Raw genomic sequence first — 23,980 nt, forward strand, 5'->3', positions numbered from 1 at the left:
CCGTGCATCCGAGGATGTGCGGCCTTTTCGTTTGAGTCAGGGCGGAGCGGATCTCATCCGCGAATCGCGCCGGGATGTCCGGCTATCGCGGACAGAGTCCTACGAAGAGCAGCTCGGCGCACGCAGGGGAATGGAATGGGGCACCGTAGGGCGCATAACCGTTCGCGGTTATCCGCCGTCGGCGTTATGCACCCCACACATTGTAGGAGCAATTGTCTTGCCGGCTACGCCGAGGTGCTTTTCGTAGGATGGGTTGAGCTTGCGAAACCCATGCAGTTGGGGGTGATGGGTATCGCTTCGCTCAACGCCATCCTACGACGGCTCGCGAATGGGGCCGCTCGTGCCACCGGGGCGCGACCCGCCGCGACCTCAGAACCGCTTCGTCGCCCGCGCCACCACGGTTGCCGTGCAGATGTCCTTGAAGCCCTGCCAGTTGAAGCATTCGCTCTGCGACAGGTCGGTGTCGATGTAGCTCAGCGACCAGTCGATGCCGGCGAACTCCCGGTCCAGGCGCGCCTCCCATTCGTGGTAGGTGCTGCGCGTGCCGCCGTCGCCGGCGAGGTACAGCGGGTCCTTGGCGTCGTTGCGGCCGTAGCGCAGCTTGGCCTGGAAGCCGGCCGGCAGTTCGAAGCCGTAGCCAACGTAGCTGTAGAGCTGGCTCTGGTCCTTGCCGACGTAGGTGGTGATGTCCTTGGAGTAATAGCTGGCCAGCTCGAAGCCGTAGGCGTTGAGGACGGCATAGACCTCGCTCTGGTTGAACTGGCCTTCCTTCGGGTAGCGGTACTGGATGTAGCCCAGGTCCAGGCTCACCGCGTCGGTGGCCTGCCAGTACCAGCCGGCGTAGTAGTCCAGCTCCTGGCGCGTCTTCAGGCCGTAGCCGAAGTCGACGTTGGAGCTCCACACGCCCAGGTACAGGCCGCTGTTGTGCTGCAGGGTGGCGGCGGCCTGGATGGCCGGGTCGTTCTGCGTCTGCGAGATGCCGCGGGTGCGGTAGTCGCTGGCCAGGGTGGCCTCCAGCTGGACCGAGAAGTCCTCGGTCAGCTCCAGCGCATGGCTGCTGGCGAAAGGCGCGCAGGCGAGCGCCGCGCCGAGGACGAGTGCTTTGTACTTCATGGACTTACCCTTTGTTGTGCTTGTGTGGGCTGTGCTTGTGTGGGCAGGAAAAAAGCCCGCGCAGCCCCCTCCCGCCGGCGAGCCGGGAAGCGAAAGGGAAGGGGCGGCGGGAAGGGCCGGGCCTCAGCCCGGCATTGGAGCGAACGGCGTCAGAGCGCTTCCTGGCCGTCGGCGCGGTAGACCTCGCGGCCGCCGAACAGGGTGTGCAGCACCTTGGCCTCGCCCAGCTCGGCGTCGGGGACGCTGAACAGGTCGCGGTCGAGCACCACCAGGTCGGCTTGCTTGCCGGGGGCCAGGCTGCCGATCTTCTCGCCCAGGCCGATGGCCTTCGCGGCATTGGCGGTGTACGCGTAGAACATGGCCTGGCGGTCGATGCGCTGCTCGGGGTTGAGCACGCCCTTGGGGCCCTGGCGCGTCACCGCCTGGTACATGGCCTTCAGCGGGTCGGGGGTGGACACCGGCCAGTCGCTGGCCCCGGCGATGGTGGCGCCGGCGTCCAGCAGCGATTTGGCCGGGTACATGTAGCGGAAGGCGTCGTCGGCGATGTAGGGCTTGACCAGGTCGAGGGTGTAGTCCTCGGCGGTGGCCCAGTCCAGCTGCATCGAGGCGATCACGCCCAACTGCTTGAAGCGCGGGAAGTCCGCCGGGTTGACCAGTTGCAGGTGGGTGATGGAGTGGGTGACGCCGCTTTGCCGGTCCTTGCGCGCCTGGGCGATGCCGTTGAGCGATTCGCGCACCGCGCGGTCGCCGATGGCGTGGATGTGCACGAGCCAGCCGCGGGCGTCGGCGGCGCTGACCAGCTCGCCGAAGTGCCGCGGATCGAGCAGCAACTCGCCGGGCTTGTGCAGGTTGCTGTAGTTCTCCAGCAGCGCGGCGGACTGCGCCGGGTATTCCAGCACGCCGTCGGCGAACACCTTGATGCCCGGCAGGCTGAGGTTGGGGATGCCCTGGAACTGCTGGCGCACCTTGTCGATCACCGCCAGGTCCGCCGGGCGGCTCTTCGGGTTGACCACCAGCAGCGCGGCGACGTGGGCGCTGAGCCGGCCCTGTTGCGCCAGGTCGCGGTACACCGGCAGCACGCCGACGGTGCGTTCCGTGGGCTTGATGTCGAACAGCGCCTGGCCCGGGCTGCCGTTGGCCGCCGGGTCCATCCAGGCGGTGATGCCCAGGCTGTTGTTGTACCGCACGGCGGCCAGGCCGGCGCGGTCGAGGGTCTGCTGGTCGGCGGCGGGCATGGCTGCGGCGATGCGGTCGAAGCCGGAGTCGACGACGAAGCCGCTGGGGGTGAAGTCCGGCGCGTGGCCGATGTTCTGCTGCTCGGTGGCCGGCAGCGAGCGCACCAGCGCCGCGTCCAGCTTGGCGCGGCGCAGCATGGCGGCGTTGGCCCAGGCGGTGTGGTGGTCGCTGCCGATGAGCACGATGGGCACCTGCGCCCATTCGCCGGCATTGAAAATCTTCGCCAGCCCCTCGGCCTGGGACCAGTAGCTGGAGTGCATGCCGTTCAGCACCAGGATGTCGCCGACCCGGGCCTTGCCGTTGTCGCGGGCCTCGCGCAGGCGTCGCGCCAGCTCGTCGAGGCCGACCTGCTCGTCCTCCATGCTCGCGGCGATCAGCTCCAGGCCGCCGAAGATGGCGTGCGAGTGGCTGTCGATGAAACCGGGCATCAGCAGCTTGCCGCCCAGGTCCACCTGGCGGCTGTGGGCGTCGGCGAGGGCGCGCACTTCCTGGTCACTACCGACCTTCAACACCTTGTCGCCGGCGATGGCCAGCGCCTGTTGCAGCGGCTGCCCGGGCTCGGCGGTGAAGACCTTGGCGTTGTACAGGATCAGGTCGGCGGTTTGTGCGTGGGCTTCCAAAGTGCCCAGTGCGATTGCGACAGCGAGTGCGCCCTTGATGAGCCTTCGCATGCTTCCCCCTTGCTTGGTGGTTGATTTTTATTGGTCTGGGCAAGAGGCTAATGGCCCGGGGCTATTTCCCGAAAGCCAGTCGCTGGCACAAGACTTGTGAAAATCTGGAAAGAATATGGACAGGTTCAGTAGCCTCGCCCTTTTCGTCGCCTGCGCCGAGACCGGCAGTTTCAGCCGCGCCGCCGGGCAACTGGGCAAGACGCCCTCGGCGGTGACCAAGGCCATCGGCCAGCTGGAGGCCAGCCTCGGCGCGCGCCTGTTCGAGCGCACCACCCGCAGCATGGCGCTGACCGAGGCCGGGCAGCTGTACCTGGACAGCGCCCGCGAGGTGCTGGCGCGTATGCACGAGACCGCCGAGGAGATCGGCCAGCTGCAGCACAGCCTGCGCGGCAGCCTGCGGATCACCGCGCCGCTGGCCTTCGGCGCGGCCTTCCTCAACGACGTCTGCGCCGACTTCCTCATCCAGCACCCGCAACTGCGCCTGCAGGTGGACCTGAGCGACAGCTACGTCGACCTGCTCGACGGCCGCTACGACCTGGCCCTGCGCCTGGGCCACAGCAACCTGCCGGGGCTGATCGTGCGGCCGCTGGTGGAGAACCGCCTGGTGCTCTGCGCCAGCCCCGAGTACCTGGCGCGCTGCGGCGAGCCGCTGCACCCGTTGGAATTGGCCGAGCACGACCGCCTGACCTACTGGCACCCGGCGCTGGACACCCGCTGGTGGATGGAGCGCGACGGCGAACGCTTCTCCATCCTGCGCGAGGGGCGCCTGAGCAGCGACAACCACGAACTGCTGCTGGCCGCCTGCCTGAAGGGCAGGGGCCTGATGCCCTGCCCGCTGTGGAGTGTCCAGCCCTACTTGCGCGACGGGCGCCTGCGCAGCGTGCTGGAGGACTACCACTTCGACCCCGACGCCTTCGGCCAGCGCATCCTCGCCGTCTACCCCAGCCACAGACGCGCCACGCGCAAGATCCTCGCCTTCATCGAGCACCTGGAAGAGGCCCTGCGCCAACTGGGCATCGAGGCCTAGCGCCCGCGGAAACGCCCCGGCGGCACGCCCTTCCAGCGCTTGAAGGCGTGGATGAAGTTGGACACCTCGCCATAGCCCAGGCGCTCGGCGATCTCTTCCAGGCGGATGGCGCCGGTGCCCAGCAGTTCCTCGGCCAGGGCCTGGCGCACCTCGTCGAGCAGGGCGCGGTAGCTGCTGCCCTCGTCCTGCAGGCGGCGGCGCAGGGTGCGCGAGGTCATGTGCAGTTCTTCCGCCACCTGCTCCATGTCCGGCAGGCGCCCGGGCGTGCGCAGCAGGCGGTCGCGGATGCGCCCGGCCAGGCCGCCCAGTTCCTGGCGGCGGGCCAGCAGCGCGCGGCACTCTTCCTCGCAGTGCCGCGCCACCTGCGGGTTGGCGCCGGGCAGCGGCAGGTCGAGGGCGGCGCTGGCGAAGACGATGCGGTTGGCGGGTTGGCCGAACGCCGGCTCCACGCCCAGTTCGGCCAGGTACAGGCTGCCGTCGGCAGGCCGGGGGCGGCGGAATTCGGCGCGCAGGATCGGCAGCGGGCGCCCGGTGAGGTCGCGCTGGATGCGCAGCACGCCGCCCAGGTCGCGCTCGCAGGCGAAGGCGCGGACGTCCTCCGGCACGTCGCTGTCGTCCAGCAGCAGGTGGGCCTCGGCGCCGTCCTCCAGCAATTCCAGGCGGGTGAACACGTAGGTCAGCCCCAGGTAGCGCAGGCCGAGGAGGGCGGCGCTGCGGAAGGTCGGGCTGCTGAGCAGGGCGAAACCCCAGATGCCGTAGGCGTTCAGGTGGTAGCGCAGGCCGGCATGCAGGCCGCTGCCGGCGGGCAGCCGTTGCGCCAGGTTGCGCAGCACCTGCAACTCGCAGGCGGCGTCGATCTCGCGGGCCGGGTCGGCGAGCACCGCCAGGTCCAGGCCGCTGCCGTGCAGGCAGTCCTCCAGCGCCAGGCCGTGGTCGAGGCCGAACTGGGTGAGCAGTTGCACGCTCAGGGCGCTGCGGCGGCTGGGCCGGGGCTGCTCGGGCATCGCGGGCTCCGTCTTGTCCGGAAATCACAATTTAATGTCCGACTATGCCATAAACCGGCGCCGCCGGCGGCACTAGCCTATGCTCATCCGCCAGCGCGGCGGATGACGGCAGGCCCCGCGCGGCCGCCGTCCAGCCAAACCGGGAGCACAACAATGCACAATACTTCCCGTGATCCGGCACCCTTGTGCGTGCTGATCATCGGCGCCGGCTTCGGCGGCCTGGGCCTGGCCGTCCGCTTGCAACAGGCCGGCATCCACGACTACCTGATTCTCGAAAAGGCCGCCGACGTCGGCGGCGTGTGGCGCGAGAACGGCTACCCCGGCGCCGCCTGCGACGTGCCTTCGCACCTGTATTCCTTTTCCTTCGAACCCAAAGCCGACTGGAGCCGCAAGTTCGCCCCGCAGGCGGAAATCCTCGACTATCTGCGCCACTGCGCCGACAAGTACGGCCTGCGCGAACGCATCCGCTTCGGCTGCGAGGCGGTGGATGCCAGCTTCGACGAGGCCGCCGGAGAATGGCGGGTGCGCTGCGCCGACGGGCAGGTGCTGCGCGCCCGCGCCCTGGTCTGCGCCACCGGCCAACTGAGCCGGCCGCTGTACCCGCGCATCGCCGGGCTCGACGGCTTCAAGGGCGTGGCCTTCCACTCGGCGCGCTGGGACCACCGCGCCGACCTGCGCGGCAAGCGCGTGGCGGTGATTGGCACCGGCGCCAGCGCCATCCAGTTCGTCCCGCGCATCGCCCCGCAGGTGGCCGAGCTGCTGCTGTTCCAGCGCAGCGCGCCCTACGTGATCGCCAAGCCGGACCGCCCCTACGCCGCCTGGGAACGCCGCCTGAAGGCGCGCCTGCCCTGGCTGCAGCGCCTGGACCGTGGCCTCAAGTACCTGCAGCACGAGGCGCGGGTGCTGGCCTTTTCCACCTTCCCGCCGCTGATGAAGTTCATGCAGCTGAGCTTCCGCCTCAACCTGCGCCGCGGCATCGCCGACGCGCAGCTGCGCCGGCGGCTGATCCCGGACTACCCGCTGGGCTGCAAGCGCATCCTCATCAGCAACGACTACTACCCGGCGCTGGCGCGGGACAACGTGCGGGTGATCGACAGCGGCATCGAGCGGGTGACCGGGGACGCCGTCGTCACCCGCGACGGCCAGCGCCACCCGGTGGACGCCATCGTCTTCGGCACCGGCTTCGCCGCCACCGAGTTCCTCGCCCCGCTGCGCGTCCAGGGCCTGGGCGGGCGCTGGCTGGAGCAGGCTTGGGCCGAGGGCGCCGAGGCCTACAAGGGCATCAGCGTCGCCGGTTTCCCCAACCTGTTCATCCTCTACGGGCCGAACACCAACCTGGGGCACAACTCCATCGTCTACATGCTGGAGAGCCAGTTCCCCTACGTGCTGGCCTGCCTGCGCCACCTGGACCGCCAGGGCCTGCGCTACCTGGACGTGAAGCCCGAAGTGCAGCGCGCCTACAACCAGGCCCTGCAGCACGGCCTGCAGCACACCGTGTGGGAGAGCGGCTGCGACAGCTGGTACAAGACCGCCGCCGGCCGCAACACCAACAACTGGCCGGGCTTCACCTTCCGCTACCGCCAACAGACCCGTCAGCCGGAGTTCGCCGACTATGAATGCGCCCGTTGAGTTCGTACCGCCCGTTTCCACCTCGCAGCGCCTGCTCGCCGGCCTGCTGCGCGGCACCCTGCGCCTGCTGTTCCGCGGGCTGATGCGCCCGTCGATCCCGGTGTCGATGCAGCGTCGGGTGCTGAACGCGCTCACCGCCGCGACCCTGACCCCGCGCGGCGTGCAGCGCGGCGCAGAAGTCATCGCCGGGGTGCCCTGCGAATGGCAGCGCGCGGGCCAGGGCGAAGGCCGCACGCTGCTCTACCTGCACGGCGGGGCCTACCTGGTGGGCTCGCCGGCCACGCACCGGGCGATCACCGCCAACCTGGCGCGCCTGGGCCGCCTCGACGTGTGCGCGGCGGACTACCGCCTGGCCCCGGAACACCGTTTCCCGGCGCCGCTGGAGGATGCCCTGGCGGTGTACCAGGCGCTGCTGGCGCGCGGCCAGGACCCTGCGCGGCTGGCCGTGGCCGGGGATTCGGCCGGCGGCCACCTGACCCTGCAACTGGCCGTGGCGCTGAAGGAGCGCGGCTTGCCGCTGCCCGGCGCGCTGGTGGTGTTCTCGCCGGTCACCGACGTCAGCTGCAGCCAGTGGCACCAGCCAAAGGCCGGCGACCCGCTGATCAGCCGCGCCTGGGTGGACAGCGCCATCGCGATGTTCTGCCCGCCCGGCGTGGCGCGCGACTCGGCGCAGCTGTCGCCGCTGTTCGCCGACCTGGCCGGGTTGCCGCCGCTGCTGATCCAGGTCGGCGAGGACGAAGTGCTGCGCAACGACAGCCTGCGCCTGGCCGGCGCGGCGCGTAAGCGGGGAGTGGACGTCACCCTGCAGCGCTACCGCGACTGCTGGCACGTGTTCCAGGCCCACGCCGGGGTGCTGCGCATCGCCGACCAGGCCCTGGGCGAGGTGGCGGGCTTCCTCGGCCGGCACCTCGGGGGAGGGCGCTGATGCACGGCATCCTCATCACCGGGGCGGCTTCGGGCATAGGCGCGGCCAGCGCGCGGCTGTTCCATGCCCGCGGCTGGCGCGTCGGCCTGCTGGACCTGAACGTCGAGGCATTGGCCGGGCTCGCCGCCGAACTGGGCGGCGCCTGGCGGCGGGCGCTGGACGTGACCGATGCGGCGGCGGTGCGCGCGGCCGTGACGGACTTCGTCGGCGCCGGCGACGGCCGACTGCGCCTGCTGTTCAGCTGCGCCGGTATCCTGCGCTTCGGCCGCTTCGAGGAAGTCCCCGCGCAGGACCACGCCCGCCTGCTGGCGATCAATGTGCAGGGCCTGCTCAACTGCTGCCATGCCGCTTTCGAGCATCTCAAGGCCACGCCCGGCGCCCAGGTACTGAACATGGGCTCGGCCTCGGGGCTGTACGGGGTGCCGGAGATGGCCACCTACTCGGCCTCGAAGTTCGCCGTGCGCGGCTTCACCGAGGCGCTGGAGCTGGAATGGCGGCGCCATGGCATCCGCGTCGCCGACCTGATGCCGCCCTTCGTGCGCACGCCCATGGTCACCAGCCAGGGCTACGAGCCGCCGGTGCTGCGCCGCCTGGGCGTGCGCCTGAAGGCCGAGGACATCGCCGCGGCGGCCTGGCGCCAGGCCCACAGCGACAAGGTGCACCGGCCCATCGGCGCGCTGTTCCGGGCGATGTATTGGTCCGGCCAGCTGTCGCCGCCGGCACTCAACCGCTGGGTGATGGGTTGGCTCAGCCGCGACTGACGGAAAGGGGCTTGCACCCATGGGGCGCAGCCCGGATGCTGTAGGGCTGGTCTGCAGCTGTAGGAAGTCGGCTGCCTTTCCCTTCGCCTGTCGCAAGGAAGCCGCCATGCCTTTCGCCTATTTCTGCCTGGCCCTGTCGATGCTTCTGGTCGGCGGCAACATCGCCATCGGCAAGCTGGTGCTGGAAGAACTGCCCGTCTATCTGTTCGCCCTGCTGCGCTTCCTTATCGCCAGCCTGGTGCTGCTGCCCGGCCTGGCCCTGCCGCGGGTGCGCGCGGGGCTGGATGGCGGCGCCTGCCGCGGGCTGTTCCTGCAGGCCTTCTTCGGCTGCTTCCTGTTCAGCCTGTGCATGCTGCACGGCGTGCAGCTGACCTCGGCGACCAGCGCCGGCATCATCACCAGCGCCACGCCCAGCGTCATCGCCCTGCTGGCCTGGCTGTGGCTGCGCGAGCGCCTGGAGCAGCGCGGCCTGCTGGCCATCGCCCTGGCGGTGCTGGGCATCGCCGCGCTGAACCTGCTGGAGCGCCCGGCGGGCGGCCGCAGCGGCGTGCTGGGCAACGCCCTGGTGCTGGGCGCGGTGCTCGCCGAGGCGCTGTTCGCCATCTACTCGCGGCGCCTGTCGCTGCACCTGCACCCCTGGACCATGGCCCTGGGCGTCAACCTCGCCGGGCTGCTGCTGTTCCTGCCGCTGGCGCTGCCCGAGGCGCGGACGCTGGACTGGCGCGCGGTGCCGGCGGCGACCTGGGGCTGGACACTGTTCTACGCCCTGAGCGCCAGCGTGCTGTCGTTCCTGCTGTGGTACCGCGGCATTTCCCGGGTGCCGGCCAGCACCGCCGGGCTGTTCACCGGGCTGATGCCGGTGGGCTCGGCGCTGGTCGGCGTGAGCCTGCTGGGCGAGCGTTTCGGCGCCGGCCACGCCCTGGGCATGGCCCTGGTGCTGGCGGCCCTGCTGCTGGCGACGCGCCCCGCGGCGCTGCCGCCCGTCGCCGCCGAACGTACCGACTGACCGGTAGGGCGGCATTCGGCCTGCATAGACGCTACTCTGAAACTGTTGGTTGCCGGCAGACAGGCCTTCCTGCCTGCCAGTTCAAGACCTTTGGCGACCAATTGGGGGACGTTGAAGCATTTTTGGCGTTTCCTGTGGCACAGCGAGTGCCCGCCGCGGGCCCGGTCGCAAGCCAGGCCCGCATCGGCTGGGAAACTAGGTGAAACCCTGAACGTCTCGAAAGGAGGTGCGTACCATGGAAAAGCCCCTCTCGGAGGATATCAGTGTCAATGTGCTGCGCCGGATGAAGGAAGGGGGCTTCGATTTCGCCCGCATTCATCCCATCGACTTCTTCGCCATCTTTCCCGATGAACAGAACGCCCGCCAGGCCGCCCGGCAATTCCGTGGCGAATCCCTGAGGGCCCAGGTCGAAGCCCGCTCCGACGGTGGCTGGAACCTGCAGATCAGCAAGGTGATGTTCGCCACCCACGCGGCGATCGGCGCATTCGAACACGACCTGGAGGAAGTCGTGGCGCCGCTCGGAGGTGTGCTCGACGGCTGGGGCGTTACCCAGGAAGTGAGCAGCCTGCGTCCCTGATCCAACACCTTCGTCTCGCCGCCAGGCCGCGTCGGCCGGCGGCTTCCCACTCCCATGAACCCCATGCGCCCGCGCCGCCGGAAGGCGGTGCGGGCCTGCCCGCGGGCGCGCTGGGGGTTATGGTCGCGCGCCTTTTGCGGCAGACTGCCGCGCGGAGGTAAGCATGACCGATATCCTGATCCTGACCCACGCCGACTTCTGCCCGCCGGGCCACCTGGCCCGCGTGCTCGACCGCGCTGGCCTGGGCTTCGAGGTGCGCCGCGCCGACCACGGCGAGCTGGACGGCTACGACCTGGAGCGCCCGAAAGCCGTGGCCATCATGGGCGGCCCCATGAGCGTGAACGACGACCTGCCCTGGCTGCGCACCGAGGTGGCGGCGCTGCGCCGCTTCATCGAGCGCCGGGTGCCGCTGATCGGCCACTGCCTGGGCGGCCAGTTGCTGGCCAAGGCCCTGGGCGCATCCATCCGCCAGCAGGGCTACACCGAGATGGGCTGGCAGCCGATGCGCCGCCTGGAGTCCGCGAGCCCCTGGCTGGCGCACCTGCCCGAGGAATTCCCGATCTACCAGTGGCACGGCGACACTTTCGAGCTGCCCGAGGGCGCCGAGCACCTGCTGTCCAGCCCCTGGTGCGCCAACCAGGGCTTCTCCTGGGGCGGCTTCGTCCTCGGCCTGCAGGGTCACCCGGAGATGACCGAGGAGCTGGTCAGCGGCTGGATCAACGGCTGGCCGCAGTACCTGGACCCCAGCCAGCCGAGCCAGGAAAGCGCCGAGGTGATGCTCGCCGACCTGCCGCGCAAGGTGGCCGAACTGAACCGCGTGGCCGAGGGCTTCTACGCCCATTGGCTGAAGCTGGCCGGCCTGGCGTGAGCGAACGGGGCGCACGGGCGTGCGCCCCGGGGTTTGCTGTAATCCGGCGGTTTACAGCTGTGTATACTGCGGCTCCAGGCTTCTTCCAGCACAGGACCGCGTATGACGGAAAACAGCTTCGCCTTCCGCCTCAAGGAATTGCTCGAGCTCAACAAGCTGACCCTGCAGGCCGTGGCCACAGCGCTGGGCATCTCGCGCACCGCGGTGCACAAGTGGACGCGCGGCGGCGAGATCGACTACGACAACCTGCGCAAGCTGGCCGCCTTCCTCAAGGTCAACTGGATCTGGCTGCGTTATGGCGAGGAGGCGGTGCGCGACCTGCAGGCGCTGGAGCCCATCGAACTGCCGATGACCGACGTGCGCCGCCGCTACACCGCCGAGATCATGGAGAGCGAGGCGCGCATGAAGCTGGCCCAGGAGAGCGCGCGCATCGTCACCTGGGAGTGGAACCTGATCAGCGACGAGGTGACCTACTCGCCCAACGTCGAGGAGGTCTACGGCTGGCCGGTGAGCCACAACCAGGACTTCTGGCCGCACCTGCCGGCCGAGGACGTGGCCGCCATGCGCGCCATGTACGACCAGGCCATCGCCGAGGGCAGCGGCTGCGAGTGCGACTTCCGCATCTACCGCCCGGACGGCGAGCTGCGCTGGATCGCCTCCCGCGCCCGGGTGATCAAGGACAGCGCCGGGCGCTCGGTGAAGATAGTCGGCATCAGCATGGACAACACCGCGCGCATGGCCGCCGAGGAAGAGCTGCGCAACAGCGAGGAGCGCTTGCGCGCCATCTTCGAGCTGACCTGGGGCGCGCTGGCCTACATCGGCCTGGACGGCACCTGGCAGCGCGTCAACGGCAGCCTCTGCGAACTGCTCGGCTATAGCGCCGAGGAACTCTACGGCATGACCTTCCAGCAACTCACCCACCCCGACGACCTGGAGCGCACCCTGCAGCTGCTGCGCAGCATGCTGGCCGGCGAGATCGACCGCTACGTGGTGGAAAAGCGCTGCCGGCGCAAGGACGGCCGCTACGTCTGGGTGCGCGCCCGCACCTCGCTGCAGCGCCGCCGCCAGGACGGCCTGCCGGAGCACCTGATCAGCGTCTACGAAGACATAGGCCCGGCCCGCGCCGAACGCGAACGCCTGCAGGCGCGCATCGCCGAGCTGGAGGCGCAGTTGGCCGGGTAGGCGCGGGCTGCGCCCGCGATATCGCGCGCAGGGCGCGCTCCTACAGGGGAATGGTGTGGGCGGGGCGGCGTAGGAGATCTCATCCGCGAATCGCGCTGGAACGTCCGGCCATCGCGGACAAGGTCCTACGGGAGGAATACCGTGCCCCCCGGCGACCTGTAGGAGCGGGCCCTGCCCGCGATTTCGCGCGCAGGGCGCGCTCCTACAGGGGAATGGCGCGGGTGGCGCAGCGTAGGAGGATCTCATCCGCGAATCGCGCCGGGATGTCCGGCCATCGCGGACAAGGTCCGCTCCTACGGGGAGGAATACCGTGCCCCCCCGGCGACCTGTAGGAGCGCGGGTGGGGGCGGCGTAGGAGCGGATCTTATCCGCGATCCGCGCCGATATGCCCGGCTATCGCGGACAAGGTCCGCTCCTACGAAGAGTACTTCGGCGCGGCTGGCAAGACGGTTGCTCCTGCGAGAAGCCGCGCCCGCCCGCAATTCAGGGTTCGGCGAAGGGCAGCGGTGCCTCCGTCTCGCGGTGCACCGCGAAGGCGTTGAGGGTCATGGCCACCAGCGCGTAGTAACCGAAGATGCCCACCAGTTCCACCATCCCGGCCTCGCCAAAGGCAGCCACCCCCTCGTCATAGAGCGCCTGCTCAATGCGCTTATTCGCATAGAGACTACGCCCCAGGCGGTAGACCAGGCGTTCATCGTCCCGCTCGAAAGGCGGCTCTTCCCCACGCTGCAGCGCTTCGATCACGCCCTCGGCCAGCCCCGCCTGGCGCGCGATGGGCTCGTGGATCTGCCATTCCGCCTGGGACTGCCACCAGGCCGCGGTAAGCAGGATCGCCAGTTCGCTCAGGCGCAGTTCCAGGCGCGTGCCGTAGCGGCAGAAGGCGCCCAGCTTCTGTGCGCTGTCGGCCAGCTGCGGGCTGTGCACCCAGGCCAGGAAGGGGCCGTCGAGGTTGCCGCGCGGGCCGCTGAGGATGTCGCTCAGCACGCGGCGCTGCTCGTCGTCCATGTTCGCGTCGGTGAGCGGGGTGAGGCGCGAGGTGATCTTCATGGGCTTTCCTCAGAGGCTGCCGATGGCCTGGTCGATGGCGCGTTGCAGCTTGTCCACCAGTTCGTCCAGCTGCGCCTCTTCGAGGATGAAGGGCGGCGCCAGGAGGATGTGGTCGCCGCTGCGGCCGTCCAGGGTGCCGCCCATGGGATAGCACAGCAGGCCTTCCTGCATGGCGGCCTTCTTGATCCGCGCGTGCAGCTTCGCCTCGGCGGGGAAGGGCGCCTTGCTATCGCGCTCGGCCACCAGTTCCAGGCCCTGGAACAGCCCGCGGCCGCGGATGTCGCCGATATGCGGGTGGGCGCCGAAGGCCTGTTGCAGCCGCTGCTGCAGGTCGAGGCCGAGGCTGCGCACGCGCGCCAGCAGGCCGCGTTCCTCGATGGTCTTCTGTACCGCCAGGGCCGCGGCGCAGGCGGTGGCGTGGCCGATGTAGGTGTGGCCGTGCTGGAAGAAGCCCGAGCCCTGGGCGATGGCGTCGTGGATGCGCTCGCTCACCAGGGTGGCGCCGATCGGCTGGTAGCCGGCGCCCAGGCCCTTGGCGATGGTGATCAGGTCGGCGCCGATGCCTTCCTGCTCGGCGGCGAACAGGCTGCCGGTGCGGCCCATGCCGCACATGACTTCGTCGAGGATCAGCAGCACCCCGTGGCGGTCGCAGATTTCCCGCACGCGCTTGAAGTAGCCGGGCACCGCGGGCACTGCGCCGAGGGTAGCGCCCACCACCGGCTCGGCGACGAAGGCCATGACCTTGTCCGCGCCCAGGCGGAGGATTTCCGCCTCCAGCTCCCGGGCTAGGCGTTCGCCATAGGCTTCGGGCGTCTCGCCGACGGCCTGGTCGCGGTAGGCGTAACAGGGGCTGACGTGGCTGACGTCGATCAGCAGCGGCTGGAACTGCTGGCGCCGCCAGGCGTTGCCGCCGGTGGCCAGGGCGCCGAGGGTGTTGCCGTGGTAGCTCTGGCGGCGGGCGATCAGGTGCGTGCGTTGCGGCTGGCCGATCTCGACGAAGTACTGGCGGGCCAGCTTGAGCGCCGCTTCCACCGCCTCGGAGCCGCCGCTGACGAAGTACACCGAGCGCATCCCCGCTGGCGCGCGGGCGATCAGGAAGTCCGCCAGCTGTTCCATGGGCTCGGTGGTGAAGAAGGAAGTGTGGGCATAGGCCAGGGTGCCGACCTGCCGGCGCACCGCCTCGATCACCGCCGCGTCGCTGTGGCCCAGGCAGGACACCGCCGCGCCGCCGCTGGCGTCCAGGTAGCGGCGGCCTTCGCTGTCGATCAGGTAGGCGCCGTCGCCGCGGACGGCCGTGGGGTAGGGCTGGGTGAGGCTGCGGTGCAGGACGTGGCTCATGGTGACCTCCGGGGCGATTGTGCAAATATTAATTGCATTTTTGATCTTGGCAATCTTTTGTTGCGCGCCCGTTGCGCAGCCCGGACAGTTCACGATGGGCTGAAAGCAGCGAAACAGAGAGGCTAAAGGCGAAATTCCGCCTGGCTCTCGTCCGCAAAGCCTCGGCAATGCGTGAGAAAAATACTTGCAATCGAATTTATTGCATGTTTATTTTGCGAAAAAGCACTCTGTGCATGCAGCCCCTTCCGTGGGTTAGCCGCTCAAAACAATAAAGTCCGGGCCCCGGCCCGTTGCGATCGAACTGCCGCTAATGCGCGCCCCGCCCAGGCGGGGCGCATCCACCGACCTGCAAGAGGAAGACCTGCATGAAAAAGCTGCTTCAAGCCTCCTTCGCCGCGCTGTCCCTGCTCGCCGCCGCCCATTCCCAGGCCGCCGGCAAGGAACTGCTGATCGCCACCGACACCGCCTTCGTGCCCTTCGAGTTCAAGCAGGGCGACAAGTACGTCGGCTTCGACATCGACCTGTGGGCGGCCATCGCCAAGGAGATGGGCGTCACCTACCAGCTCAAGCCGATGGACTTCAACGGCATCATCCCCGCGCTGCAGACGCGCAACGTCGACGCCGCGCTGGCCGGCATCACCATCAAGGAAGACCGCAAGCAGGTCATCGACTTCTCCGACGGCTACTACGACAGCGGCTTCCTGCTGATGGTCAAGGCCGACAACGACAGCATCAAGGGCGAGGCCGACATCGCCGGCAAGAGCCTGGCGGTGAAGAGCGGTACCTCGGCGGCGGACTACGCCAAGGCCAACCTCAAGGCCGCCGACCTGCGCCAGTTCCCCAACATCGACAACGCCTACCTGGAGCTGCGCACCGGCCGCGTCGACGCCGCCATGCACGACACGCCCAACGTCCTCTACTACATCAAGACCGCCGGGGACGGCCAGGTGAAGGCGGTCGGCGAGCAGATGATGGCGCAGCAGTACGGCATCGGCTTCCCCAAGGGCAGCGAGCTGCGCGAGCCGGTCAACGCGGCGCTGAAGAAGCTGCGCGAAGACGGCACCTACGCGCAGATCTACCGCAAGTGGTTCGGCACCGACCCCAAGTGAGCCGGAGGTAGAACCCCATGCATTTCCAATGGTCCGCCATCTGGGACGCGCTGCCGGTGCTGCTCGAGGGCGCCCGGCTGACCCTGTGGATTTCCATCCTCGGCCTTGCCGGCGGCGCCGTGATCGGCCTGTTGGCCGGCGTCGCCCGCGCCTACGGCGGCTTCTTCTCCAGCCGCCTGGCGCTGGTGTTCGTCGAGCTGATCCGCGGCACGCCGATCATGGTCCAGGTGATGTTCATCTACTTCGCCCTGCCGCTGATGGTCCCGGTGCGCATCGATCCGTTCAGCGCGGCGGTGGTCACCATCATGATCAACTCCGGCGCCTACATCGCCGAGATCACCCGCGGCGCGCTGCTCTCGGTGAACCGCGGGTTCCGCGAGGCCGGGCTGGCCCTGGGGCTGTCCGGGCGCGACACCCTGCGCTACGTGATCGCCCCGCTGGCCTTCCGGCGGATGATCCCGGCGCTGGGCAACCAGTGGATCGTCAGCATCAAGGACACCTCGCTGTTCATCGTCATCGGCGTGGCCGAGCTGACCCGCCAGGGCCAGGAGGTGATCGCCGGCAACTTCCGGGCGATGGAGATCTGGTCGGCGGTGGCGGTGATCTACCTGGTCATCACCCTGGTACTGAGTTACGTGCTGCGGCGCATGGAGTCGAGGCTGAAGATCCTATGATCGAGTTCAAGCGGGTTTCCAAGCACTTCGGCCAGACCGAGGTGCTCCACGACATCAACCTGAAGATCGGTTCCGGCGAGGTGGTGGTGATCATCGGCCCCTCCGGCTCGGGCAAGTCCACGCTGCTGCGCTGCATCAACAAGCTGGAGGTGATCACCGGCGGCGAGCTGTTCGTCGACGGCATGGAGGTCAACGATCCCAAGGTGGACGAGCGCCTGATCCGCCAGGAGGCGGGCATGGTGTTCCAGCAGTTCCACCTGTTCCCGCAGATGACCGCGCTGGAGAACGTGGCCTTCGGCCCGATCCGCGTGCGCGGGGCGAAGAAGGCCGAGGCCGAGGCGCTGGCCCGCGAGCTGCTGGCCAAGGTCGGCCTGTCCGAGCGCGCCGGGCACTATCCGTCGGAGCTCTCCGGCGGCCAGCAGCAGCGCGTGGCCATCGCCCGTGCCCTGGCGGTGAAGCCCAAGCTGATGCTGTTCGACGAGCCGACCTCGGCGCTGGACCCGGAGCTGCGCCACGAGGTGCTGCAGGTGATGAAGGACCTGGCGGAGGAGGGCATGACCATGGTCATCGTCACCCACGAGATCGACTTCGCGCGCAAGGTCGCCTCGCGGCTGATCTTCATCGACAAGGGCCGCATCGCCGAGGACGGCGAGCCCGCCAGCCTGATCGGCAACCCCACCAGCCCGCGCTTGCGGGAGTTCCTGCAACATGTCGCCTGAAGGTCGCCCCATGAGCCTGAGCCCCCTGAATCTTTCCGGCAGCGCCTACGAAATCGGCCTGGGCCTGGGCCGCTTCGGCCGCGACGCGGTGCACCAGCGCCTGCGCCCGCTGCCGCTGTGGCGCAGCCTGGCGGCGCGGGCCGGCTCGGCCGCGGCGCAGCGCATGCAGGCGCAGGTCCAGGCGCAGTTCCCGCGCATCTGGGACGAACTGCGCGGCCTGGCCGACGGCCTGGAATTGCCGCTGGAGGAAGTCTTCCTGTGGAACTGCCGTGGCGATTTCGTCCAGGATGCCAGCGTCGACGGCTGCACCACGGTGTTCGGCCCCGCCGAGGGCGGCTGGCTGATCGCTCACAACGAGGACGGCCTGCCTTCGCTCGACGGCTTCTGTGGCCTGCTCCAGGCGCAACCCGAGCAGGGCCTGGGCTTCACCAGCTTCGTCTACCCCGGCTCGATTCCCGGCCACACCTTCGCGGTAAACGAACGCGGGCTGGTCAGCACGGTCAACAACATCCGCCCGCGCGCCATCCCGGCGGGCCTGCCGCGCCAGGTGCTGGCCCGGGCGGTGCTGGATGCCGGGAGCCTGGCGCAGGCGGTCGCCGTGCTGTCCACGGCGGGGCGCGCCGGGGCCTTCCACCATGCCCTGGGGCAGGTGGGGGCGAGCCAGCTGTTCAGCGTCGAAGCCTGTTCCGCCGGCGTGGCGGTGCGCGAAATCCAGCACCCGGCGGGGCATTCCAATCACCTGCTGGATGCCGGCCTGGACGCCGCCGGCCAGCGCATCACCGGCAGTTCCGGCAGCCGCCAACTGCGCGTCGATGCCTTGCTGGCCGGGGCGCCCGCGCTGCTGGACGAGGAGCGGGCGCTGGCCATCCTGCGCGACACGGCGGATACCGAACTGCCGGTGTACCGCCGCGCGGCGGACGACCCGGACGAGGAGAACACCCTGGCCACGGCCGTGTTCCGCATCGGGGCGAACTCGGTAGAATGGCGCGTCCACTGCCAGCCCGACACCCGCGAGGTCGAGGCCCGGGGCAGTGTCCGTCCCCACCCCGTACCTGGACCTGCATGATGAGCCAAGCGCCCGCCGCCCTGCCCGACAACCTGGGAGCCCTCAAGCAACTGCTGGAGGACATCGAGCGCGGCGAGGCGGGCATCTCCCTGGGCGCCAGTTCGCGCCGTGTGCTGACGGCGCTGATCGAGGCGCCGCAGCGCACCGCGGTGTCGTCCATCAGCGAGCTGGCCGAGCAACTGGGGGTCAATGCCTCGACCCTCTCGCGCCTGGCCCAGCGCCTGGGCTACGGCGGCTTCAGCAAGTTCCAGGACGTGTTCCGCCGCGAGCTGACCGAGGGCAAGAGCTTCTACAGCGACCAGGCCTCGCGCCTGCTGCTGACCCCCGCCGACAGCACCCTGTCGCGCCTGACGCGTCTGGGCCGGCAGGAAAGCGCCAACATCGCCAGCCTGATCGAGCAGGTGGAGCCGGAAGCGTTCGCTCGGGTGGTGGAGCTGCTGGCCGGCGCGCGCCGCGTGCGCATTCACGGCATGCGCCAGTTCACCTCGCTGGCGCTGTTCATGTCCTACGGCCTGGGGATGCTGCGCCCCGACGTGGCGGCGCTGGACTCCAACCGCCAGGGCGTGGCCGATGCGCTGGCGCAGCTGGATGCCGGCGACGTGCTGGTGGTCGCCAGCTGCTTCCCCTATACGCCCAGCGTGCTGGCCACCGCCGAAGTGGCGGCGCGCCACGGCATCGAGGTGGTGGCCCTGACCGATTCTTCGAGTTCGCCGTTGGCGCGGGTGGCGGCGCACAGCTTCTACGTGCCCAACCACAGCCTGTTCTACAGCAACAGCATGTGCGCCTTCATGCTCCTGGCCCAGGGCCTGCTCAGCGAGGTGGCCGGACGGCTGGGCGAGAGCGCGCTGGCCTCGCTCAAGCATCGCGAAGCGCTGATCAGCGAGTTGAACGCTTCGCTCTGAGCCTGCCTCAGGCTACCTGCACGCGGGCCTTGCGCGGATGTTCGCGCGCCAGGTACTCGGCCAGGCGCAGCTTCTGCGCAGCATCGAGGAACAGCCCCAGTTTGCTGCGGCGCCAGAGGATGTCGTCGGCGCCTTCGGCCCATTCCTCGCGGCACAGGTAGTCCACCTCGCGGGCGTAGAGCCCGGCGCCCAGGTGTTCGCCCAGGTCGGTTTCGCCCTTCACCCCGTCGAGCAGGCGCCAGCTGCGCGTGCCGTAGCTGGTGGCCCAGCGCCGCACCAGGCCGGCCGGCAGCCAGGGGTGCCTGGCCAGCAGCTCGACGGTCAGGTCCTCGGGGCCGGTCATGTTTTCGCCGCCGGGTAGCGGGGCATCGGCGGTCCAGGCCGGGCCCAGGCGCGGGAAGGTCGGCGCCAGCTCGGCCAGGGCGGCCTCGGCCAGCTTGCGGTAGGTGGTCAGCTTGCCGCCGAACACCGACAGCAGCGGCGCCTCGCCTGGCGCGCCCTGCAGCGCCAGGGTGTAGTCGCGGGTGACGGCGGACGGCTCGTCGGACTCGTCGTCGCACAGCGGGCGTACCCCGGAGAAGCTCCAGAGGATGTCTTCGCGATGCAACTGGCGCTTGAAGTGGGCGTTGACCACCGCCAGCAGGTAGCCGGTTTCCTCGTCGCTGATCTGCACCTTCGCCGGGTCGCCCAGGTATTCGCGGTCGGTGGTGCCGATCAGGGTGAAGCGCTCCAGGTAGGGGATGACGAAGACGATGCGGCGGTCCTCGTTCTGCAGGATGTACGCCTGCTCGCCCTCGTACAGCCGCGGCACCACCAGGTGGCTGCCCTGGATCAGGCGGATGCCGTAGGGCGGCCGCTGGCGCAGGTCGTCGCGGAGGAATTGCGCCACCCAGGGCCCGGCGGCGTTGACCAGGGCGCGGGCGCGGATGGAATAGAGGCTGCCGTCGTCGCGCTCCAGGTGCAGGTGCCACAGGCCCTTGCTGCGCCGCGCGCTGACGCAGCGGGTGCGCGGGTGCACGTGGGCGCCGCGCTCGCGGGCGGCCATGGCGTTGAGCACCACCAGGCGGGCGTCGTCGACGGAACAGTCGGCATACTCGAAGCCGCGGCGCAGGTGCTCCTGCAGCGGGCTGTCGGCGCCGAAGCGCAGACTGTGGGAGGCGGGCAACTTCTCGCGCCGGCCCAGGTGGTCGTAGAAGAACAGCCCGGCGCGGATCATCCAGGCCGGGCGCAGGTGCGGCTGGTGCGGCAGCACGAAACGCAGCGGGTGGACGATGTGCGGCGCCTTGGCCAGCAGCACCTCGCGCTCGGCCAGGGCCTCGCGCACCAGGCGGAATTCGCCGTGCTCCAGGTAGCGCAGGCCGCCGTGGACCAGCTTGCTGCTGGCCGAGGAGGTGTGGCTGGCCAGGTCGTGCTGTTCGCAAAGGAAGGTGAGCAGGCCGCGCCCGGCGGCGTCCGCCGCGATGCCCGCGCCATTGATGCCGCCGCCGACCACCGCCAGGTCGTAGACCTCAGCCAGGGGAGCGGAGCGCTTGTGGGAATGGCTCATGGGGCGTCCTCTTGGCTGGAAATGAACATGAATGCGTTCGAATTCGAAAATATGATAGGCGAGCGAGCGCCGGATGGCCAGGCTGGAGCCCGGCCATTCGGCTGATTTACCGGGGATTTTCGGATTCGAACGTAAAGCGCGTCAGACCAGCTCCAGCTGCACCTTGTGCTGGGCCAGCAGGCGCGCCACGGCGGGCGGCGGCGCGGCGTCGGTGAACAGGCGGTCGACCAGGCCGATCGGCCCCAGGCGCACCAGGGCGTTGCGCCCGAACTTGCTGGAGTCGGCGGCGAGGAACACCTGCCGGGCGTTGTCGATGATGGCGCGGGAGACGCGCACTTCCTGGTAGTCGAAGTCCAGCAGGCTGCCGTCCTCGTCGATGCCGCTGATGCCCACCAGGGCGAAGTCGGCGCGGAACTGCTCGATGAAGTCCACCGCCGCCTGGCCGACCACGCCGCCGTCGCCGCGCACGGTGCCGCCGGCCACCAGCACTTCGAAGTCGTCCTTGGCGCTGAGGGTGGCGGCGACGTGCAGGTTGTTGGTGATGATCTTCAGGTGGCGATGCCCGAGCAGGGCGCGGGCGATGGCCTCGGTGGTGGTGCCGATGTTGATGAACAGCGAGGCGTCGTCGGGGATCTGCGCCGCCACCGCCTCGGCGATGCGCTGCTTCTCGTCGCGCATCTGGTCGGCGCGGGTGTTGTAGGCGGTGTTCTCGATGCTCGAATCCCAGGCCGCGCCGCCGTGGTAGCGGCGCAGCAGGCTGCGCTCGGCGAGCTGGTTGATGTCGCGGCGGATGGTCTGCGGGGTGACGGCGAACTGCTGGGCCAGCTCCTCGATGCTCAGGTAGCCGCGTTCGCGGACCAGGTCGAGGATGTCTTGCTGTCGGGGGGGCAGGTTCATCTGCGCTCTCGTGGGGGCGGGGCGGAGGGTCAAGGATGCCGGAGTGGGGCGGGGCTGTCATGTGGGGCTGTTCGTGCCGCCGGTGAATCCGATCGCGGACGGAGTTCGCTCCTGCGGGCGCAGGTCTCCCCGTAGGATGGGTTGAGCGAAGCGATACCCATCACCCTGGCCCGATGGGTTTCGCAGGCTCAACCCATCCTACGAAAAGCACCTCGGCGCAGTCGGTGACCTCCGCGCGCTGGCGAGAGGGCGCTCTTGAAGCCGACCTCCCCAACCCCGCCTTTCGCCCGTGCGACCTATTCTTATAGCCAACAGCCGACCCTATTCCCCTGCGGAATGTAAGCCCATACGCTGCAGGGGATCGACGGAAAGCCTCCGTCAGCATTCGGGGCTCACAATGTATAAAGATCTGAAATTCCCCATCCTCATCGTCCACCGCGACATCAAGGCCGACACCGTCGCCGGCGACCGCGTCCGTGGCATCGCCCGCGAACTGGAGCTGGACGGCTTCAGCATCCTGTCCACCGCCAGCGCCACCGAGGGGCGCATCGTCGCCTCCACCCACCATGGCCTGGCCTGCATCCTGGTCGCCGCCGAGGGGGCGGGGGAGAACCAGCGCCTGTTGCAGGACGTGGTCGAGCTGATCCGCGTGGCGCGGGTGCGCGCGCCGCAATTGCCGATCTTCGCCCTCGGCGAGCAGATGACCATCGAGAACGCGCCGGCCGAGTCCATGGCCGACCTGCACCAGCTGCGCGGCATCCTCTACCTGTTCGAGGACACCGTGCCCTTCCTCGCCCGCCAGGTCTCGCGGGCCGCGCGCAAGTACCTGGAGGGCCTGCTGCCGCCGTTCTTCCGCGCCCTGGTGGAGCACACCGCGCAATCCAACTACTCCTGGCACACGCCCGGCCACGGCGGCGGCGTGGCCTACCGCAAGAGCCCGGTGGGGCAGGCCTTCCACCAGTTCTTCGGGGAGAACACGCTGCGCTCGGACCTGTCCGTCTCGGTGCCCGAACTGGGCTCGCTGCTGGACCACACCGGCCCGCTGGCTGAGGCCGAGGCCCGCGCCGCGCGCAATTTCGGCGCCGACCACACCTTCTTCGTGATCAACGGCACCTCCACGGCGAACAAGATCGTCTGGCACTCCATGGTCAGCCGCGACGACCTGGTGCTGGTGGACCGCAACTGCCACAAGTCGGTGCTGCACTCGATCATCATGACCGGCGCCATCCCGCTGTACCTGTGCCCGGAGCGCAACGAGCTGGGCATCATCGGGCCCATCCCGCTGTCTGAGTTCAGCCGCGAGTCGATCGCCGCGAAGATCGCCGCCAACCCCCTGGCCCGCGGCCGCGAGCCGAAGGTGCGGCTGGCGGTGGTGACCAACTCCACCTACGACGGCCTGTGCTACAACGCCGAGCTGATCAAGCAGGCCCTGGACGGCAGCGTCGAGGTGCTGCACTTCGACGAGGCCTGGTACGCCTACGCCGCCTTCCACGAGTTCTACGACCGCCGCTACGGCATGGCCACCAGCCGCGGCGAGGACGGGCCGCTGGTGTTCACCACGCATTCCACCCACAAGATGCTGGCGGCCTTCAGCCAGGCCTCGATGATCCACGTGCAGGACGGCGGCAAGCGGCGCCTGGACCGCGCGCGCTTCAACGAAGCCTTCATGATGCACATCTCCACCTCGCCGCAGTACGGCATCATCGCCTCGCTGGACGTGGCCTCGGCGATGATGGAGGGCCCGGCCGGGCGTTCGCTGATCCAGGAGACCTTCGACGAGGCCCTGAGCTTCCGCCGCGCCCTGGCCAACGTGCAGCAGAACCTGGCGGCCGGCGACTGGTGGTTCTGCGTGTGGCAGCCGCCGGGGGTGGAGGGCACCGACGAGGTGCGCACCCGCGACTGGCTGCTGGAGCCCGACGCCGAGTGGCACGGCTTCGGCGAGGTGGAAGACGACTACGTGCTGCTCGACCCGATCAAGGTCACCCTGGCCACCCCGGGCCTGAACGCCGCCGGGCGTCTCGAGGAGCACGGCATCCCCGCCGCGGTGGTCGGCCGCTTCCTCTGGGAGCGCGGCCTGGTGGTGGAGAAGACCGGCCTGTACTCCTTCCTGGTGCTGTTCTCCATGGGCGTGACCAAGGGCAAGTGGAGCACCCTGGTCACCGAGCTGCTGGAGTTCAAGCGCAGCTACGATGGCAACGCGCCGCTGTCCGAGGCCCTGCCCAGCGTGCTCCAGGCCGCCCCGGCGCGCTACGCCGGCATGGGCCTGCGCGACCTCTGCGAGCAGTTGCACGCCTGCTACCGCGAGCACGCCACGGCCAAGGCCATGCGCCGCATGTACACCATCCTGCCGGAACTGGCGCTGCGCCCGGCCGACGCCTACACCCAACTGGTGCGCGGCGAGGTCGAGGCGGTGCCCATCGAGCGCCTCGAAGGGCGCATCGCCGCGGTCATGCTGGTGCCTTACCCGCCGGGCATCCCGCTGATCATGCCGGGCGAGCGCTTCACCGAGGCGACGCGCTCGATCCTCGACTACCTGGCCTTCGCCCGGACCTTCGAACACGACTTCCCCGGTTTCGATTCCGATGTGCATGGCCTGCAGGTGCAGGACGTGGACGGCCGGCGCTGCTATACAGTTGAGTGCATCGTGGAAAATGCCGACAGCTGATTCCGTCGTCCAGGGCGG

The 23,980-nt window shown here is 69.3% G+C and carries 21 protein-coding genes; 14 read left to right on the top strand and 7 right to left on the bottom strand.

All coding sequences use genetic code 11. The features are described 5' to 3' along the window. Positions 1 to 369: 369 nt before the first annotated feature. On the bottom strand, positions 370 to 1,113 hold the full coding sequence (locus QSJ95_RS17600; protein ID WP_285644135.1) for a TorF family putative porin: 744 nt from the start codon (positions 1,111 to 1,113) through the stop codon (positions 370 to 372). 149 nt (positions 1,114 to 1,262) lie between these two features. Further along, complete coding sequence (locus QSJ95_RS17605) at positions 1,263 to 3,020, bottom strand: amidohydrolase (protein WP_285644136.1); 1,758 nt, start codon at positions 3,018 to 3,020, stop codon at positions 1,263 to 1,265. Between the two features lie 115 nt (positions 3,021 to 3,135). Between QSJ95_RS17605 and QSJ95_RS17610 the strand changes: the two genes are divergently transcribed. Then, positions 3,136 to 4,047, top strand: coding sequence for a LysR family transcriptional regulator (locus QSJ95_RS17610; protein WP_285644137.1), 912 nt, complete (start codon positions 3,136 to 3,138; stop codon positions 4,045 to 4,047). On the opposite strand, the gene QSJ95_RS17615 is transcribed toward QSJ95_RS17610, so the two are convergent. Then, the gene (locus QSJ95_RS17615; RefSeq protein WP_285644138.1) at positions 4,044 to 5,051 is read right to left on the bottom strand and encodes an AraC family transcriptional regulator; all 1,008 of its coding nucleotides are present in this window, start codon (positions 5,049 to 5,051) and stop codon (positions 4,044 to 4,046) included. The two genes, QSJ95_RS17610 and QSJ95_RS17615, sit on opposite strands and share 4 nt — an antisense overlap. Before the next feature lie 153 nt (positions 5,052 to 5,204). Between QSJ95_RS17615 and QSJ95_RS17620 the strand changes: the two genes are divergently transcribed. The 7 genes from QSJ95_RS17620 (at position 5,205) to QSJ95_RS17650 (ending at position 11,999) form a co-directional block, all read left to right on the top strand. Then, positions 5,205 to 6,680 carry a flavin-containing monooxygenase gene (locus QSJ95_RS17620; RefSeq protein WP_285644139.1) on the top strand — a complete coding sequence of 492 codons (1,476 nt, stop codon included), beginning with the start codon at positions 5,205 to 5,207 and terminating at the stop codon, positions 6,678 to 6,680. Further along, on the top strand, positions 6,664 to 7,605 hold the full coding sequence (locus QSJ95_RS17625) for an alpha/beta hydrolase (protein WP_285644140.1): 942 nt from the start codon (positions 6,664 to 6,666) through the stop codon (positions 7,603 to 7,605). The genes QSJ95_RS17620 and QSJ95_RS17625 overlap by 17 nt, the downstream gene beginning before the upstream one ends. Further along, positions 7,605 to 8,366, top strand: a complete 762-nt coding sequence (locus tag QSJ95_RS17630) for an SDR family oxidoreductase (RefSeq protein ID WP_285644141.1) — start codon at positions 7,605 to 7,607, stop codon at positions 8,364 to 8,366. Before QSJ95_RS17625 ends, QSJ95_RS17630 begins: the two co-directional genes overlap by 1 nt. A 106-nt stretch (positions 8,367 to 8,472) precedes the next feature. Continuing rightward, on the top strand, positions 8,473 to 9,372 hold the full coding sequence (locus tag QSJ95_RS17635) for a DMT family transporter (protein ID WP_285644142.1): 900 nt from the start codon (positions 8,473 to 8,475) through the stop codon (positions 9,370 to 9,372). 235 nt (positions 9,373 to 9,607) lie between these two features. Further along, positions 9,608 to 9,949 carry a ribonuclease E inhibitor RraB gene (locus QSJ95_RS17640; RefSeq protein ID WP_009619201.1) on the top strand — a complete coding sequence of 114 codons (342 nt, stop codon included), beginning with the start codon at positions 9,608 to 9,610 and terminating at the stop codon, positions 9,947 to 9,949. A 163-nt stretch (positions 9,950 to 10,112) separates the two neighbouring features. Then, on the top strand, positions 10,113 to 10,817 hold the full coding sequence (locus QSJ95_RS17645) for a type 1 glutamine amidotransferase (protein ID WP_058489109.1): 705 nt from the start codon (positions 10,113 to 10,115) through the stop codon (positions 10,815 to 10,817). A 102-nt stretch (positions 10,818 to 10,919) separates the two neighbouring features. Continuing rightward, complete coding sequence (locus QSJ95_RS17650; protein ID WP_043315361.1) at positions 10,920 to 11,999, top strand: PAS domain-containing protein; 1,080 nt, start codon at positions 10,920 to 10,922, stop codon at positions 11,997 to 11,999. Between the two features lie 483 nt (positions 12,000 to 12,482). Here the strand turns inward: QSJ95_RS17650 and QSJ95_RS17655 are convergent, their stop codons facing one another. Continuing rightward, on the bottom strand, positions 12,483 to 13,046 hold the full coding sequence (locus QSJ95_RS17655; protein ID WP_285644144.1) for a carboxymuconolactone decarboxylase family protein: 564 nt from the start codon (positions 13,044 to 13,046) through the stop codon (positions 12,483 to 12,485). 9 nt (positions 13,047 to 13,055) lie between these two features. After that, entirely contained in the window at positions 13,056 to 14,384 is a 1,329-nt protein-coding gene (locus tag QSJ95_RS17660) for an aspartate aminotransferase family protein (RefSeq protein WP_285644146.1), read from the bottom strand. Positions 14,385 to 14,749: 365 nt separating this feature from the next. Between QSJ95_RS17660 and glnH the strand changes: the two genes are divergently transcribed. Genes glnH through QSJ95_RS17685 form a run of 5 tightly spaced genes read left to right on the top strand, consistent with a single transcriptional unit; the run spans position 14,750 to position 18,854 of the window. Then, entirely contained in the window at positions 14,750 to 15,493 is a 744-nt protein-coding gene (gene glnH, locus QSJ95_RS17665; RefSeq protein WP_058489112.1) for a glutamine ABC transporter substrate-binding protein GlnH, read from the top strand. Between the two features lie 17 nt (positions 15,494 to 15,510). Next, positions 15,511 to 16,167: a glutamine ABC transporter permease GlnP gene (glnP, locus tag QSJ95_RS17670; RefSeq protein ID WP_009619207.1), complete on the top strand. Its 657-nt coding sequence runs from the start codon at positions 15,511 to 15,513 to the stop codon at positions 16,165 to 16,167. Then, on the top strand, positions 16,164 to 16,886 hold the full coding sequence (gene glnQ / locus QSJ95_RS17675; protein WP_009619208.1) for a glutamine ABC transporter ATP-binding protein GlnQ: 723 nt from the start codon (positions 16,164 to 16,166) through the stop codon (positions 16,884 to 16,886). The genes glnP and glnQ overlap by 4 nt, the downstream gene beginning before the upstream one ends. Before the next feature lie 10 nt (positions 16,887 to 16,896). After that, complete coding sequence (locus tag QSJ95_RS17680; protein WP_285644150.1) at positions 16,897 to 17,952, top strand: C45 family autoproteolytic acyltransferase/hydrolase; 1,056 nt, start codon at positions 16,897 to 16,899, stop codon at positions 17,950 to 17,952. Further along, positions 17,952 to 18,854: a MurR/RpiR family transcriptional regulator gene (locus QSJ95_RS17685; RefSeq protein WP_024128311.1), complete on the top strand. Its 903-nt coding sequence runs from the start codon at positions 17,952 to 17,954 to the stop codon at positions 18,852 to 18,854. Before QSJ95_RS17680 ends, QSJ95_RS17685 begins: the two co-directional genes overlap by 1 nt. Before the next feature lie 7 nt (positions 18,855 to 18,861). Here the strand turns inward: QSJ95_RS17685 and glpD are convergent, their stop codons facing one another. Next, on the bottom strand, positions 18,862 to 20,400 hold the full coding sequence (gene glpD / locus QSJ95_RS17690) for a glycerol-3-phosphate dehydrogenase (RefSeq protein WP_285644154.1): 1,539 nt from the start codon (positions 20,398 to 20,400) through the stop codon (positions 18,862 to 18,864). 141 nt (positions 20,401 to 20,541) lie between these two features. After that, entirely contained in the window at positions 20,542 to 21,297 is a 756-nt protein-coding gene (locus QSJ95_RS17695) for a DeoR/GlpR family transcriptional regulator (RefSeq protein ID WP_043266861.1), read from the bottom strand. Between the two features lie 397 nt (positions 21,298 to 21,694). On the opposite strand from QSJ95_RS17695, the gene QSJ95_RS17700 reads away from it, so the two are divergent. Beyond that, on the top strand, positions 21,695 to 23,962 hold the full coding sequence (locus QSJ95_RS17700) for an Orn/Lys/Arg family decarboxylase (RefSeq protein ID WP_009619217.1): 2,268 nt from the start codon (positions 21,695 to 21,697) through the stop codon (positions 23,960 to 23,962). Positions 23,963 to 23,980: the final 18 nt, after the last annotated feature.

It is taken from the genome of Pseudomonas sp. NBRC 100443, from assembly GCF_030268185.1.
In the GTDB taxonomy this organism is placed as follows: Bacteria; Pseudomonadota; Gammaproteobacteria; order Pseudomonadales; family Pseudomonadaceae; genus Pseudomonas; species Pseudomonas citronellolis.